Genomic DNA, 14,822 nt, shown 5'->3' on the forward strand with positions numbered 1-14,822 from the left:
CCTCAGCCGGCGCCGCGCAGGCGCAGTGTCGACCCGGAACGGCCCTTGACCACTTCGAGCTGGGCGTGGACCCGGCGCCGCAGATCGGGGACATGGCTGACGATGCCGACGCTCCGGTCGCGTTCCCGCAGGGAGTCGAGGACGTCGAGGACCTCGTCCAGGGTCTGGTCGTCGAGGCTGCCGAAGCCCTCGTCGATGAAGAGGGTGTCCAGCCGCACCCCGCCCGCCTCGTCCGTGACGACGTCCGCGAGGCCGAGCGCCAGGGCGAGCGAGGCGAAGAACGTCTCGCCGCCCGACAGCGTCGCCGTGTCGCGTTCACGGCCGGTCCAGGCGTCGACGACGTGCAGTCCGAGCCCGCTGCGCCCGCGCCCGGTGCGGTCGTCGGAGTGGACGAGGGTGTAGCGGCCGGACGACATCCGGCGCAGCCGTACGGTCGCGGCGGCGGCGACCTGTTCCAGCCGTGCGGCCAGGACGTAGGACTCCAGGCGCATCCGGCGTTCGTTGTCCGCCGAGGTCCCGGCGGCGAGGCCCGCCATCCGTGCGACGCGGTCGTACTCCTGGCGCAACGGTGCCAGCCGGCGTACGGCGGCGGCCGCCCGGGCGGAGAGGCGGTCGAGGTCGGCGCAGCGCCGCTGCGCGGCGTCATGCGCGGAGGCGGCGTCGCGCAGCCGCCGGGCCGCCACGTCGGCGGCCCGTTGCGCCGCGTCCGGGTCGGCCTGCGGCTCGCGGGCCGCCGCGGCGGTGTCGGCCTCCGCGAGGACGGCCCGTACGGCGGCCTCCTCGTGCTGCCACGCGTCCAGGCGGCGTTGCAGCTCGCGGTGGGCGGCACGGTCGAGGAGGGCGTCGGCCGCGGCCTGCGGGGTCTCGAAGCCGGCCCGGAAGGCGGCGTCGGCGAGGCGGGCGTCGGCGTCCTTCAGCCGCTGGGCGGTGTCCTCGGCGACGCGGGCGGTGTCGGCGGCGTCCGTGAGCAGCGCGGTGCGCCGCTCCAGCTGTGCGGCCCGCGCGGCGACGCTGCCCAGGGCCCCCCGGGCCTGGTCCAGTTCCTCCTCCAGGGCCGCCCGTTCGCGGTCCAGCCGCTCCCGGTGACCGACCCGGGAAGCGGTCCGCACAGCCGTCTCCTGCCGGGCGGCAAGGCGGCGTTCGTGCTCCTGCGCGGCCTGCCGCAGCCGCTCCTGGGCGGCGTGGAGTTCGGCGGCGGCGCCGCGGGCCCGCGTGTACTGCTCGTCCAACTCCTCTGCTTCTCGCGCGAGTTGCGCGGTGGGGGTGTCACCGGCCTCCGCGGTGGCGGCGGCCAGTGCCTCCCGTGCGACCCCCAGTTTCCGCTCGGCGTCCGCGCGCTGTTCGTCGGCCCGCTGGTAGGCGGTGAGGGCCCGCTCCTCCGCCTCGCGGTCGACGTGCCCGGCGACCTTGCGGGCGGGGGCGGGGTGTTCGGTGGCGCCGCAGACGGCGCAGGGGGCGCCGTCGGCGAGGTGAACGGCCAGTTCGGCGGCGATGCCGTTCAGGCGCTGCTCCTTGAGTTCGAGCCAGTGCTGCTTGGCCCGCAGCGTCGCCTCCTGCGCGGTGCGCACCCGTGCGACGGCACGGTCCGTGTCCTGGGCGAGCTGGTCGCGCAGGCGGGCCGCCCGGAGCCGCTGCTGCGCGGGCTCCCGCCGCACGGCGAGTTGTTCGGCGAGGGCGGCGGCCTGCTGCGCGGAGTCGACACCGGCCTGGAGCGTGGTGCGCCGCTCCTCCCAGCCGTCGAGCCAGCCCTCGGCGTCCTGCAGCAGGTCGGCGTCCGCGCGGTCCTGTCGGTCGAGGTCGGTGCGCTCGGCGAGGAGTTCGGCGAGGCGTCGCTCGGCGCGGCGGGCCGAGTCGAGGCCGCCCAGTTCCTCGGCGGCCCTGCGTGCGGCTGCGGCGAGCCCGGCCGCGCCCGCGTCGGCGAAGGTCTCCGGCAGCAGGGCACGCGCGCGTTCCTCGGCGGCGGCCGCCCGGCGGTGTTCGGCTTCGGCGGCTTCCCGCAGGTCGAGGGCGGGCGCGACGGCTTCGGCCTTGCGGGCCCGCTCCATGAGCGCCTGGGCCTCCCGATAGGCCTCGGCTCCCTGTTCCAGGCCCGCCGCCCGTTCCCGGGCCTGCGCGTGGCGCCGCTGGAGCCGGGCCAGTTCGCGTACCTCGTCCAGGACGCGGCCGGCGGCGGCCTGTGCGGACTCGGCGGCGGTGAGCGCGCACGCGGCGACGGTGAGCTGTTCGCGGGCGGTGCTGCGGGCGACGGCGGCGGCGCTCAGTACGGCCTCGGCCAGCCCCGGTTCGCCCGGGGCGAGTTCGGGCAGTGCCATGGCGTCGTCGGCGGCCTGCTGCATGCGGTGGGCGTCGGCCAGCAGTTCCGCGTCCCCGTCGCGCACCTGGGCCTCGGTGGTGCGGCGCCGCTCGGCGAGGCGCTTCTCCACGTCGGCGAAGCGGCGGGTGTCGAACAGGCGGCCCAGCAGTTTCCCGCGGGCCTCGGCGTCGGCGCGCAGGAACCGGGCGAAGTCGCCCTGCGGCAGCAGCACGACCTGGCAGAACTGTTCCCGGCTCATGCCGAGCAGCTGGGTGATCTCCTCGCCGATCTCCTGGTGGGAGCGGCTGAGGTCCTTCCAGGTCCCGGCCGTCGCGTCGTACTCGCGCAGCCAGGTCTGGGCCTTGTCCAGGGTCGTGCCGGTGCCGCGTTTCTTGGGGCGCTCCCAGGGCGGCTGGCGGGTGACCTCCAGGCGGCGCCCGGCGACGGTGAGGTCGAGGGTGACCTCGGTGCGGGTCATGGGTGCGGCGTGGTCGCTGCGCAGGGCCGTGCCCTGGCCGCCGCCCTGCCGAGCACCCGGCACCGAGCCGTAGAGGGCGTAGCAGACGGCGTCCAGGACGGAGGTCTTGCCCGCTCCGGTGGGTCCGTGCAGCAGGAACAGCCCGGCGCTCGACAGCTCGTCGAAGTCGACGGTCTGTGTGCCTCCGAAGGGACCGAAGGCGGTGACCGCGAGCCGGTGCAGCCTCACCGGGCCACCTCCCGTACGGTCTCGTCGGCCCGTACCGCGTCGAACGCGTCGCGCAGCACGCCCTGTTCGTGCGGGTCGGGCCCGGTGCCGCGCACATGGGCGACGAAGTCCTCGGCGATCTGCTGGTCGCTGCGGCCGGCGAGACGCCGTGCGTACGACACCTCGGACTCGTCCTCGTCGCGGTCGGGGTCGAAGACGAGGCTGAGGGTGTGCGGGAAGCGTTCGGCGAGCCGGGCCATCGGGTCGGACGGGCGGACGGGGTCGGTGAGGGTCGCCTCGATCCACGCCTCCTCGTGCCGCGCCAGGGCGGGGTCGGCGAGCAGGTCCTCCAGCGTGCCGCGGATCCGCACCAGGGCGCGGGGCACCGGACAGTCGACGCGCTCCGCCTCGACCGAGCCGTCCGTGGCCAGGTCGACCAGCCACATGCTCTTGCGGTGGGCGGCTTCCGAGAAGGAGTAAGGCAGCGGGGAGCCGGAGTAGCGGACGCGGTCGGTGAGGGTCTGGCAGCCGTGCAGGTGCCCGAGCGCCACGTAGTCGACGCCGTCGAACACCCCGGCCGGTACCGCGGCGACGCCGCCGACGGTGATGTCCCGTTCGCTGTCGCTGGGTTCGCCGCCGGTGACGAAGGCGTGCGCGAGGACGACGGAGCGGGTGCCGGGCGGGCGCGTGGCGAGGTCGGCGCGGACCCGGTCCATGGCGGCGGCCAGCACGGTCTCGTGCCCGGCCTTCTCCACCCCGAACTCGCCCTTGACCAGAGCCGGTTCGAGGTAGGGCAGTCCGTAGAAGGCGACGTCGCCGTGGGCGTCGGCCAGCACGACCGGAGTGCCGGCCGCCGCGGGTTCCGTCCGCAGGTGGATGCCGGCCCGCCCGATCAGCCCGGCTCCGACGCCCAGCCGGCGGGCCGAGTCGTGGTTGCCGGAGATCATCACCGTCGGCACGCCGAGGTCGGCGAGACGGTGCAGGGCGTCGTCGAACAGCTCGACCGCGGCGAGCGGCGGCACCGCCCTGTCGTAGACGTCCCCCGACACGACCACGGCGTCCACGGCACGCTCCCGCACGGTCGTGACGAGGTGGCCGATGAACTCGGCCTGGGCACCGAGCATGTTGACCCGGTGGAAGGCCCGGCCGAGATGCCAGTCGGAGGTGTGCAGCAGCCTCAAGACGCCGCTCCGACCCGCATGTCTCCCCCTACTGTCCGTTCGTCGGCGACGGGAGCCGGTCCGGCCCGCCGTCAGCCCCACCACGCTAACCCGTGCGGGCACCCGGTCCACCACGAACCCCGGACTGTCACCCCTGTCCGGCAGCAATTCAGGCGGTATGTCCACAACTGGGCTGTGAGGCAGGCCATTCCCGGGGCGATGCCGTCAGAGCGGCGGCATCACCATCCCGGGAGCGCCGGGGCACGTTGAAACCCGGGAGGGGAGCATGCGGGGACGGGGGCATGCGGGACGGGAGCATGCAGGGACGGGGCAACCGGGGACTTCGGCGAGCGGCCCTCACGCGTCCCCGTACGCCTCCCCGCCCGTTTCGAGACCGGCCGTCCCGGCGGTCGCGTCGGCGAGCCAGGAGCGGAAGGCGTCGACGTCGGCGTCCGGGAGGGCGATCTCGATCGTCACCGCCTCGCCGTAGTGCACGGCCCGGACGTCGCGCCCGGTGGTGCGCAGGTCGTTCTCCAGCCTGCCGGCCCGCTGGTGGTCGACGGTGACCGTGGCCAGCCGGAACCTGCGCCGGGTGCGGGTGCCGAGGGCGTCCAGCGCTTCACCGACCGCTCCGCCGTACGCCCGGATGAGCCCGCCCGCGCCGAGTTTGACCCCGCCGAAGTAGCGCGTGACGACGGCGACGACGTACCGCATGTCGCGGCGCAGCAGCATCTGGAGCATGGGGACGCCGGCGGTGCCGCCGGGTTCGCCGTCGTCGCTCGCCTTCTGGACGGAGGCGTCGGCGCCGATGACATAGGCCCAGCAGTTGTGGTTGGCGTCGGCGTGCTCCTTGCGGACCGCGGCGATGAAGTCCTGCGCCTCCTGCTCGGTGGCCGCCGGGGCCAGGGCACACAGGAAGCGGGAACGGCTGACCTCGGTCTCGTGCACGCCGGCGGCGGCCACCGTGCGGTATTCGTCCTGCATCCGGCCAGCCTAGTCGCGTGGCCGGAAGCGCCCCGGTGGGGTGCTCCGCCCCCCCGAGGCCAGGCGGCCCGGCGCTACGAGTGGGCCACGACCTCACCGGCCGTGACCTGGGGCGCGTTGGGCAGCAGTTCGGCGAGCCGGTCCCGCACGAAGTCCCCGGCTCTGCGGGTCGACTCCTCGGCTCCGGAGCGATCCTGGAAGACACCGGTCGACACCATCACCCCGCCGCCGGCGTCGACCCAGTAGTAGGCCACGAACCCCGGGACCTGGCGGACGATCGGCAGGAACTCCTCGTCCACCCGGCGTCCCGCCTCGGCCGGGTCGGTCACTCCTTCGTACCGCCGGATCACTGCGTGCATGGCTGCTCTCCTCCTGGATCGGCAAGGCCGTTCGACGCAGACGCCTACCCGCCGCGGGACGTGGGCGCAGCGCGCACCGGGCACACATCACCGTAAAGGCCGCATGCCGGGACCCGGCTGCTGGGTCGGGGCCGTGGCTTCGGGCCCCACGGTCCGGGCTAGTGCCTGGGGCCCCGGGGCACGGTCACGGACGTGAGGAGCGCGGTGCCGGGGGCGAGCGCCCGCCAGGTCGTGCCGCGCCAGGACAGGACGGCGATCGCGGAGGTCGGGAACTTCGTGCGGACCTGCTCCAGGGTGTCGTCGAGGCCGTCCCCGGCGAGGGCCAGGACGAGGTCCTCCAGTCCGGGGTTGTGCCCGATCAGCAGCAGCGTCTCCACCTCGGCGGGCACCTCGTGCACGACGGCCAGCAGGCCCGACGGCCCGGCGGCGTACAGCCGCCGGTCGTGCCGGACCGGAGGGGGCGTGCCCCACTGCGCGGCGGCCAGGTCCCAGGTCAGGCGTGCGCGGACCGCGGTGGAGCACAGGGCGAGGTCCGGCAGGAGGTCGGCGTCGGCCAGGGCTCGCCCGGCGGCGGGGGCGTCCCGCCGGCCGCGCGGGGCGAGGGGGCGCTCGTGGTCGGCGACGTCCAGGGGCCAGGCGGACTTGGCGTGCCGCAGCAGGACCAGGCGGCGCAGCGGGCCGGCTCCGGCGCGTTCGATCATGACGAGGATCCCAGGTCGCGCGTGAGGTCGAGGGCCAGGAGCCGGTCCGCGTAGGCGTACGTCTCGAAGCGGGCGCCGTCCGCGAGGTCCGGCTCGGTCTCCACCTGCCGCAGGACGTCCAGCACCCCGGGCACGTCCAGGTCGTCCTCCCAGGCCTCGCGCAGCCGCTCCCGTACGCCGTCGGGGACCGGCCGCGAGGGCCGGCCCGCCCAGCGGGCGACCGCGGTGCGCCAGCGGGCGAGGGTGGCGCGGGCGTCGTCGAGTGCGGGCGTCTCCAGACGGAGGGGGGCGCTGTGGTGCCGGGTGAGCAGGGCGAGACGCAGGACGGCGGGGTCGGAGGGGCCCGGCGGGCCCGACTCCACGGGCGCGACGGCGATCCGCACCCCGTCGGGTGCCGTCCCGCCCTCGGCGGCGACGTGGACGACCTGGGACTCGCCCAGGCCGGCACCGACGTCGGGGCTGTCCTCGAAGGGGCGGACGCCGAGCGTCGTGGCGTACGCGCGCAACTCCGCCTGACGGGTGCCGCCGGTCAGCAGGGCCCACACCGGTGTGCCGCCGAGTTCCAGGGTCCGCACGAGCAGGTCGCCGACGAGCAGCACCCGCAGGTTGGTCGTGTCGGAGTCCGACGCGTGCACCTGGACGCGGGTCAGGCCCCGGCGGGCCGGAGCGGCGGCGACCGGCTCACGGGTTCGGGCGTCGATGATGCGCAGCACGAGGCGAGCGTAGGCGGGTGGCCGGGCCTGCGCAGGCAGGACCGACCTTTTCCGGCCATCATGGCGCGATCGGACCAGCCTCGGTGGCCGAGGCCCCGCCCGTCCCCCTCACCGCTGCGCGTCAGTTCCCGATTCGCACCGGATTCCCTGACCCGCGCACATGGGTGCGACTGGCCCCGGCAAGCCGTCTCGGGGCCCGTCCGGGGGATTCCCCGCGCACCCGCCTTGTGGGGAATCCCCCCGCACCCGCCGCCGTTGAAAAGGGAGAGCAGTTCGTCCACGACGTACGAGGAGGCCGCCGGTGTACGGCGACGAGGCAACGGTCCGCAGGATTCTCACCGAGCTCGGCGACACCTGGGCCGTGGTGGGCCTGTCGTCGAACCAGCAGCGCGCGGCGTACGGCGTCGCCGCCGTGCTCCAGCGTTTCGGCAAGCGTGTCGTGCCGGTGCACCCGAAGGCGGAGACGGTGCACGGGGAGAAGGGTTACGCGAGCCTGGCGGACATCCCCTTCGACGTGGACGTCGTGGACGTGTTCGTGAACAGCGACCTCGCCGGTGCCGTCGCGGACGAGGCGGTCGCCAAGGGCGCGCAGGCCGTCTGGTTCCAGCTCGGCGTGATCGACGAGGCGGCGTACGACCGGACCCGTGCGGCGGGCCTGGAGATGGTGATGGACCGCTGCCCGGCCATCGAGATCCCGCGGTTTTGAGACCGGCCTTCATAATGTGCGCATGCGCCCCTCCCCGCCTCTCGACTCCGGCGCCCCGCAACGCTTCCCGGTCGTCGTCGTGGGCGCCGGTCCGGCCGGTCTGACCGTCGGCAACATCCTGCGGGCCGCATCCGTGGACTGTCTGGTGCTGGAGGCGGAGAGCCGCGCGTTCATCGAACAGCGGCCCCGCGCCGGAGTCATCGAGGAATGGGCCGTACGCGGCCTGGAGAAGCGGGGCCTCGCCCGGAACCTCCTGGACCGCGCGGAACTGCACACCGCGTGCGAGTTCCGCTTCGACGGGGAGCGCTACCGGTTCCCCTACGGTGAGCTGACGGACAGTCACCACTTCGTCTACCCGCAACCGTTGCTCGTGACGGACCTGGTGCGCGAGTACGCCGACGTCCGAGGCGGCGAGATCCGCTTCGGCGTCCGGGACGTGGAGCTGCACGACATCGACAGCGACCGGCCGTCGGTGTCGTACACCTGCGCCGAGACGGGTGAACACCGGGTCGTGCACTGCGACTTCGTCGCCGGGTGCGACGGGGCACGCGGAGCGACCCGGGCCGCGCTCCCTCCCGAGCGGGTCCGGATCGCGCGGCACGACTACGGGATCGGCTGGCTGGCCCTGCTCGCCGAGGCGCCGCCGTCCTCCGACTGCGTACTGTTCGGCTGCCACCCGCGCGGGTTCGCCGGCCAGATGCCCCGCAGCCCGGAGGTGACCCGCTACTACCTCCAGTGCCCGCCGGGCGACGACCCGGACAACTGGCCGCACGAGCGCGTCTGGTCGGAGCTCCGGCAGCGGCTCGGGGCGGTGGGCGTGCCGCCGCCGGCCGAGGGGCGGCTGATCGAGAAGCGCGTGCTGGACATGCACGACTACGTGGTCGAGCCGATGGTGCACGGCCGGCTCCATCTCGCCGGAGACGCGGCCCATCTGGTCGCCCCCATCGCGGCCAAGGGCATGAATCTCGCCCTGCACGACGCCTTCCTGCTCGGCGACGCCCTGGTGGACCGGCTGACCACCGGCGACGACAGCGGCCTCGGCGGCTACGCGGAGGCGTGTCTGCGGCGGGTGTGGGACTACCAGGAGTTCTCGCAGTGGCTGTCCGAGGTGTTCCACGGCACGGCGGCGGGCGACCCGTTCCGTGCGGGGACCGCGCTCGCCCGGATGCGCCGTCTGTTCACCTCGCCCCTCGCGGCCGCCGCCTTCGCCGAGCGGTACCTGGGGACGGCAACACGCTACTGAGCGAGCGGCGCGCCGGGACTGCGGCGCCGGTGTGCGAGCCGTTGTCAGTCGTGCAGGGGGCGGTCGCTGAGGCGGTGGTCGGCCACGTTCAGCGCCTCGTCGACCAGGCGGCGCAGATGGCCGTCGCGCAGTGAGTAGATCACCCGGCGGCCCTCCTTGCGCGTGTTCACCAGGCCCGCCAGACGCAGTCGCGCCAGGTGCTGGCTGACGGCTGGCCGGGCCGCCCCGCACGCCTCCGTGAGGGTCGTGACGTCGGCCTCTCCCCCGGTCAGCGCGTGCAGCAGGGCGAGCCGGGTCCGGTCCCCCAGCAGGGCGAGGAGTTCCGCGGCGAGCGCGAACTGCTCCTCGCCCGGGCTGCGCGGATGCGCATCGTGCGCAGATGACAGGTGCATGCGTGCGCTCATACGCACATAATGGCGCCAGGGCACGGGTACGTCCACTCCCGCGCGCACCGGAAGGGGATCCACGTGAACGACCGGCACGAGCACACCCACTCCCACCCGCCCGAGCACGGACACGGCCACGGGCATGGGCATGGGCATGGGCATGGGAAGGATCACGGGCACGGCCACGGACACGAGCACGAGCACGGCCACGGGCACCGCCATGGCCTGCGTCATCGGGTGGGCCACCTCCTCACGCCGCACTCCCACGAGTCGGCCGACAAGGTCGACTCCGCCCTCGAGTCCTCGTCCCGCGGTATGCGGGCGCTGTGGGTCTCACTCGCCGTGCTCGGCGTGACGGCACTGGCGCAGGCGGTCGTCGTGGCCGTGTCGGGGTCGGTGGCGCTGCTCGGGGACACCGTGCACAACACCGCGGACGCGCTGACCGCCGTCCCGCTCGGGATCGCCTTCGTGCTGGGCCGGCGCGCGGCCACGCGCCGTTTCACCTACGGCTACGGCCGGGCCGAGGATCTGGCCGGTCTCGTGATCGTGCTGACCATCGCCGCGTCCGCCGCCTTCGCGGGCTGGACGGCTGTGGACCGGCTGCTGGATCCGCGCCCGGTGCAGCACGTCCCGGCGGTGGCCGTGGCCGCGCTCGTCGGCTTCGCCGGGAACGAATGGGTGGCCCGCTACCGCATCCGCGTCGGCCGCTCGATCGGCTCGGCCGCACTGGTCGCCGACGGCCTGCACGCCCGCACCGACGGCTTCACCTCACTGGCGGTGCTGCTGGGCGCCGGCGGCTCGGCCCTGGGGTGGGAACTCGCGGACCCGATCGTCGGACTGGCGATCACGGCGGCCATCGCCCTGGTGCTGCGGGACGCGGCCCGGGAGGTGTTCCGCCGGGTGATGGACGCCGTCGATCCGGCCCTGGTGGACCGGGCCGAGCGGGCGCTGACCGAGGTGCCCGGGGTGCGCGGGGTGGGCGAACTGCGGCTGCGCTGGATCGGTCACCGGCTGCGCGCCGAGGTGGCGGTCGTGGTGGACGGCGACGTGACGGTGCGCGAGGCCCACCGCATCGCCGTGGACGCCGAGCACGCGCTGCTGCACGCGGTACCGCGCCTGACCGCGGCCCTGGTGCACGCGGACCCGGAGCCGGCCCCGGGCGAGAGCGACCCCCATCTGCCGCTGGCCCACCACATGGCGGCGTAGACCGGCAGAGACAGAAGCTGCCGCCGGATCCACCGCAGGCCGGCTCGCCGTGGCGTCGTGTCAGGAGACCCCGAGGCCCTCCAGCACCACGGCACCGGGCAGTTCAGCGAAGGCCTTGCCCGGGACCAGCAGCTTGCCGCGCCGGCGGCCGCTGCCGACGAGCACGTACGGCAGGTCGACGACGGCCGCGTCCACCAGCAACGGCCAGCCGTCCGGCAGCCCGAGCGGGGTGATGCCGCCGTACTCCATGCCGGTCTCGCCGGTCGCCGTGTCCATGGAGGCGAAGGAGGCCTTGCGGGCGCCGAGCCTGCGGCGTACGACACCGTTCACGTCGACCCGGGTGGTGGACAGCACGAGGCATGCGGCGAGCGTGGACTCGCCGCCCCGTTTGCCGGAGACCACCACACAGTTCGCGGACCGCTCCAGCAGGTCCTGCCCGTAGTGCTCCACGAAGGTGGCGGTGTCGGCCCACTCTGGGTCGGTGTCGACGTAGACGATCTGCTCCGCCGGGACGCTGCCCCGCCAGTTGCGTACGGCGTCGGCGACCGGGGCGGTGAGTTCGTCGAGGCAGGCGGGGGCCGGGCGGGCGTCGTCGAAGTGTCCGATGGGTGCGCGCATGGCCGCACGCTAACAACAGCGGGCCGGTGCGGGACCGGGCCGCTCAGGTCACGGGCGGCACCGAGACGGCCATGACCATCTCCATGGGAGCGTCGCCGGTGTTGCCGTAGGTGTGCGGGACGTTCGCCTCGAAGTGGACGCTGGCACCCGCGGGCACGCGGTGCTCGACGCCGTCGACGGTGAGGGTCAGTTCGCCCGCCGTGACGTGGAGCAGTTCGGTCGTGCCGGCGGGGTGCGGGTCCGACGGGCTGCTCTCGCCGGGCATGAGCCGCCAGTCCCACATCTCCAGCGGGCCGGGCGCCTCGGTGCCCGCGAGCAGCCGGTTGTAGCTGCCGGCGTCGGTGTGCCACAGCCGTACGGCCTGCTCGGCCGGGACGATGCGGACGTTCGGGCCCTGCTCGTAGTCGAGCAGGGTGGTGATGCTGACGCCGAGCGCGTCGCCGATCTTCACGACGGTGCCGAGGCTGGGGTTGGTGCGGGCCTGCTCGATCTGGATGAGCATGCCGCGGCTGACACCCGCCCGGGCGGCGAGCACGTCCAGGGTGAAGCCGCGTACCGCGCGCCAGTGCTTGACGCTCCGCGCCAGGGACTGGGTCAGCAGGTCGAGGTCCGACACATTCCGTCCAATATTCTGTATGACACAGTACAGCGGGCTGCACTATGGTGTGGTTCACCTGATCGTTCACTGAACTGTACTGCGAGGTATCCGTCCCATGACAGCGCTCTTCGCCCTGGCCACCAGCCTGTTGTGGGGACTGGCCGACTTCGGCGGCGGTCTGCTGACCCGGCGCACGCCCGCGCTCACGGTGGTCGTGGTCTCGCAGTCGATCGCGGTGGTGGTGCTCGGCGCGGTCGTGGTGGCGACCGGCGGCTGGAGCGAGGCGGGGCCGCAGCTGTGGTTCGCCGTGGCGGCCGGGCTGGTCGGACCGGTGGCGATGCTCGCCTTCTACAAGGCGCTCGCGCTCGGCCCGATGGGCGTGGTCTCGCCGCTGGGGTCGCTCGGCGTGGCCGTGCCGGTCGGGGTGGGGCTGGTGCTGGGCGAGCGGCCCGGCCTGCTGCAGTTCCTCGGCATTCTCGTGGCGGTCGCCGGGGTGTGCCTCGCCGGAGGCCCCCAGTTCCGCGGCGCCCCCGTCCAGCGCCAGGCCATCGCCCTGACCCTGCTCGCGGCGTTCGGCTTCGGCGCGGTGATGGCGCTGATCGCCGAGGCGTCGACGACGCTGACCGGTCTGTTCCTCGCGCTGTTCGTCCAGCGGGTCACGAACGTCGCCGCAGGCGGACTGGCCCTCTGCGTCTCGGTGCGGCGCGGGTCGCCCGCGCTGCCGGCGGACGGCTTCCCCTGGCGTTCGCTGCCCGCCCTGGCCTTCGTCGGACTCGCGGACGTCGCCGCGAACGGCACCTACTCGATCGCCGCCCAGCACGGTCCGGTGACGGTCGCGGCCGTGCTGGCCTCCCTGTACCCGGTGGTGACGGCCGTGGCCGCGCGGGGTGTCCTGCGGGAACGGCTGCGGGCGATCCAGGCCGCTGGAGCGGGGCTCGCCCTGGTGGGGACGGTACTGCTGGCGTCGGGCTGAACCGGGCGGTTCAGGAACCGGGCTCCAGCTGCGCGAGATCGGCCGCCGTCTCCTCGTCCAGTGCGGCCAGCCGGGCCGCCGTCTCCTCGTCCAGCTCCGACAGCGCCCGGAGCTGCTCGGGCGTGACGCCCTCCGGTATGGGCACCGGCGCCGGTGTGCGCAGGGGCGGCTGCCAGCCGTCCGCGGGGGTCCAGCGGCGTACGACGCGCGCCGGTGCGCCCGCCACCACGGCGTGGTCGGGCACCGTTCCCCGCACGACCGCGCCCGCGGCCACCACCACGTTCCGTCCGATCCGCGCGCCCGGCAGGATGACCGCTCCGGTGCCGATCCAGCAGCCTGGCCCGATCTCCACCGATTCCATCCGCGGCCACTGCTTGCCGATCGGCTCGTGCGGGTCGTCGTAGGAGTGGTTCGTGGACGTGACGTAGACGTACGGACCGAAGTAGCAGTCGCTGCCGATGGTGACGGTGGTGTCCGCGATGACGTGGCTGCCGCGGCCCAGGACGACCCCGTCGCCGATGCGCAGGATCGGGTCCGGGCCGAGGTCGAGGTCGGGCATCAGCCCCGCGGTGAGGGTGACCTGCTCGCCGATGATGCAGTGGGAGCCGACGTGGATCCAGGGTTCGCCGAAGACCGTGCCGAGCGGGAAGGCCAGTCTGGTACCTGTTCCCATGGCGCCGAAGCGGTAGCGGCCGGGGTGCTCGGCGGTCACCGAGCCCGTGCGCTGCACCCAGGCCCAGCCCGCGTGGACGGCCCGCTGGGTGAGGCCCCGCCGCCAGGATGAGAACGTGTTCTTGCGCTTCGGCACGAGCTCACGGTACTCAGCGGTAGCCCCGGCCGCGGCGTCGGAGGCCTGTGATCTTCACCCCACCGTGTGGCGTACGGTGTGCGCGTTGTCTACGACGTTCCTGGAGGCGGACATGGCGCAGCGGGCGATGATCACGGGGATCGGCGGCAGGGAGCCGGAGATCGACGCGTCGGCGTTCGTGGCGCCGACGGCGTCGGTGATCGGGGGCGTGACGCTGGGGCCGGGCGCGAGCGTCTGGTACGGGGCCGTGGTGCGCGGCGACGTCGAGTCGATCTCCGTCGGGGCGAGCAGCAACGTGCAGGACAACTGCACACTTCATGCCGACCCCGGGTTTCCCGTGACGGTGGGAGAGCGCGTGTCCATCGGGCACAACGCCGTGGTGCACGGGGCGACGGTCGAGGACGACTGCCTGATCGGGATGGGGGCGACGGTCCTGAACGGCGCGGTGATCGGGGCCGGTTCGCTCGTCGCGGCGCAGGCGCTGGTGCCGCAGGGGATGGTGGTGCCGGCCGGGTCACTCGTGGCAGGGGTTCCCGCGAAGGTGCGGCGGGAGCTGACGGAGGAGGAGCGGCAGGGGGTCACCCTCAACGGCACGATGTACGCCGAGCTGGCGAAGGCCCATCGTGAGGTGCATGCGTAGGGTTATCGGCGGGTGCGGTGCCGTGGGGGCTGGTCGCGCCCACGCGGCGGAGCCGCATGGGAACACAGCCCCGCGCCCCTAGGGAGTCGGCGCCCCGGTCGCTTCCAGGTTCTGGTTGGCCTTCTTCGCCTTGCGCTTGATCACCAACATGGACGTCAGGCCCACCAGGACCGCCGCCACCAGGCCCAGCCACGAGAAGCGCTTGAGCCAGGACTCCGCGACGACGCCGACGTAGTAGATGACCGCGGTCGTGCCGCCCGCCCAGACGATGCCGCCGAGGACGTTGGCGATGAGGAACTTCCAGTACGGCATGCGCAGCACACCGGCGAGCGGGCCCGCGAAGATGCGGAGCAGGGCGACGAAGCGGCCGAAGAAGACGGCCCACATGCCCCACTTCTCGAAGGAGCGCTCGGCGGTGGCGATGTGGCCCTCGCTGAAGTGCTTGGGGAACTTGTTGCCCAGCCAGGCCAGCAGGGGACGCCCGCCCTTGCGGCCGATGGCGTAGCCGATCGAGTCGCCGATGATCGCGCCGGCCGTGGCGCTGGCGCCGAGGACGACGGGGTCGATCTCGCCGTGCTGGGAGGCGAGCAGCGCCGAGGAGACGAGGATGATCTCGCCCGGCAGCGGGATGCCCAGGCTTTCCAGGCCGATGACCAGCCCGACCAGCGCGTAGACGGCGACCGCGGGTACGGTTTCGAGCCACTCCTGGACGTGCAACGCCGGTTCCTTTCCTTGAGCTTCCCTGCGAC

Annotated in this window: 16 protein-coding genes; 5 read left to right on the forward strand and 11 right to left on the reverse strand. The window is 73.9% G+C overall.

Annotated elements, in window-relative coordinates; genetic code table 11:
* Positions 1–2: 2 nt before the first annotated feature.
* From ACFZDI_RS15975 to ACFZDI_RS16000, 6 genes are all read right to left on the reverse strand, one after another.
* Entirely contained in the window at positions 3–2,999 is a 2,997-nt protein-coding gene (locus tag ACFZDI_RS15975; RefSeq protein WP_391250964.1) for an AAA family ATPase, read from the reverse strand.
* Complete coding sequence (locus ACFZDI_RS15980) at positions 2,996–4,159, reverse strand: exonuclease SbcCD subunit D C-terminal domain-containing protein (protein WP_391250966.1); 1,164 nt, start codon at positions 4,157–4,159, stop codon at positions 2,996–2,998. The genes ACFZDI_RS15975 and ACFZDI_RS15980 overlap by 4 nt, the downstream gene beginning before the upstream one ends.
* A 336-nt stretch (positions 4,160–4,495) precedes the next feature.
* On the reverse strand, positions 4,496–5,122 hold the full coding sequence (locus ACFZDI_RS15985; protein WP_234749314.1) for a YigZ family protein: 627 nt from the start codon (positions 5,120–5,122) through the stop codon (positions 4,496–4,498).
* 74 nt (positions 5,123–5,196) lie between these two features.
* On the reverse strand, positions 5,197–5,481 hold the full coding sequence (locus ACFZDI_RS15990) for a hypothetical protein (protein ID WP_234749312.1): 285 nt from the start codon (positions 5,479–5,481) through the stop codon (positions 5,197–5,199).
* Positions 5,482–5,639: 158 nt separating this feature from the next.
* On the reverse strand, positions 5,640–6,182 hold the full coding sequence (locus ACFZDI_RS15995; RefSeq protein ID WP_234749310.1) for a histidine phosphatase family protein: 543 nt from the start codon (positions 6,180–6,182) through the stop codon (positions 5,640–5,642).
* Positions 6,179–6,895, reverse strand: a complete 717-nt coding sequence (locus ACFZDI_RS16000; protein ID WP_234749308.1) for a hypothetical protein — start codon at positions 6,893–6,895, stop codon at positions 6,179–6,181. The genes ACFZDI_RS15995 and ACFZDI_RS16000 overlap by 4 nt, the downstream gene beginning before the upstream one ends.
* A 301-nt stretch (positions 6,896–7,196) precedes the next feature.
* Between ACFZDI_RS16000 and ACFZDI_RS16005 the strand changes: the two genes are divergently transcribed.
* Together ACFZDI_RS16005 and ACFZDI_RS16010 are read left to right on the forward strand one after the other, a co-directional pair.
* A complete protein-coding gene (locus ACFZDI_RS16005; protein WP_391250970.1) occupies positions 7,197–7,601 on the forward strand; it encodes a CoA-binding protein in 405 nt (134 codons plus the stop codon).
* A gap of 22 nt (positions 7,602–7,623) precedes the next feature.
* A complete protein-coding gene (locus ACFZDI_RS16010; protein WP_391250972.1) occupies positions 7,624–8,844 on the forward strand; it encodes a 4-hydroxybenzoate 3-monooxygenase in 1,221 nt (406 codons plus the stop codon).
* Positions 8,845–8,888: 44 nt separating this feature from the next.
* On the opposite strand, the gene ACFZDI_RS16015 is transcribed toward ACFZDI_RS16010, so the two are convergent.
* The gene (locus ACFZDI_RS16015) at positions 8,889–9,248 is read right to left on the reverse strand and encodes a metalloregulator ArsR/SmtB family transcription factor (protein WP_391250974.1); all 360 of its coding nucleotides are present in this window, start codon (positions 9,246–9,248) and stop codon (positions 8,889–8,891) included.
* Positions 9,249–9,311: 63 nt separating this feature from the next.
* Here ACFZDI_RS16015 and ACFZDI_RS16020 point away from each other — a divergent pair, with 63 nt between their 5' ends.
* Entirely contained in the window at positions 9,312–10,436 is a 1,125-nt protein-coding gene (locus ACFZDI_RS16020) for a cation diffusion facilitator family transporter (RefSeq protein ID WP_391250976.1), read from the forward strand.
* Positions 10,437–10,496: 60 nt separating this feature from the next.
* Here the strand turns inward: ACFZDI_RS16020 and ACFZDI_RS16025 are convergent, their stop codons facing one another.
* Both ACFZDI_RS16025 and ACFZDI_RS16030 read right to left on the reverse strand, forming a co-directional pair.
* Complete coding sequence (locus tag ACFZDI_RS16025; protein ID WP_391250978.1) at positions 10,497–11,054, reverse strand: YbaK/EbsC family protein; 558 nt, start codon at positions 11,052–11,054, stop codon at positions 10,497–10,499.
* A gap of 43 nt (positions 11,055–11,097) precedes the next feature.
* Entirely contained in the window at positions 11,098–11,670 is a 573-nt protein-coding gene (locus tag ACFZDI_RS16030) for an XRE family transcriptional regulator (RefSeq protein WP_104781916.1), read from the reverse strand.
* 97 nt (positions 11,671–11,767) lie between these two features.
* Between ACFZDI_RS16030 and ACFZDI_RS16035 the strand changes: the two genes are divergently transcribed.
* On the forward strand, positions 11,768–12,625 hold the full coding sequence (locus ACFZDI_RS16035; RefSeq protein ID WP_234749295.1) for a DMT family transporter: 858 nt from the start codon (positions 11,768–11,770) through the stop codon (positions 12,623–12,625).
* 10 nt (positions 12,626–12,635) lie between these two features.
* Here ACFZDI_RS16035 and ACFZDI_RS16040 read toward each other — a convergent pair whose 3' ends face one another.
* Positions 12,636–13,433, reverse strand: a complete 798-nt coding sequence (locus ACFZDI_RS16040; RefSeq protein WP_391250981.1) for a DapH/DapD/GlmU-related protein — start codon at positions 13,431–13,433, stop codon at positions 12,636–12,638.
* Positions 13,434–13,545: 112 nt separating this feature from the next.
* Between ACFZDI_RS16040 and ACFZDI_RS16045 the strand changes: the two genes are divergently transcribed.
* Entirely contained in the window at positions 13,546–14,073 is a 528-nt protein-coding gene (locus ACFZDI_RS16045) for a gamma carbonic anhydrase family protein (RefSeq protein ID WP_361114240.1), read from the forward strand.
* A gap of 78 nt (positions 14,074–14,151) precedes the next feature.
* Here ACFZDI_RS16045 and ACFZDI_RS16050 read toward each other — a convergent pair whose 3' ends face one another.
* Complete coding sequence (locus ACFZDI_RS16050) at positions 14,152–14,790, reverse strand: VTT domain-containing protein (protein ID WP_391250983.1); 639 nt, start codon at positions 14,788–14,790, stop codon at positions 14,152–14,154.
* Positions 14,791–14,822 lie beyond the last annotated feature (32 nt).

The organism is Streptomyces sp. NPDC007907 (assembly GCF_042959365.1).
GTDB classification, from domain to species: Bacteria; Actinomycetota; Actinomycetes; order Streptomycetales; family Streptomycetaceae; genus Streptomyces; species Streptomyces indiaensis.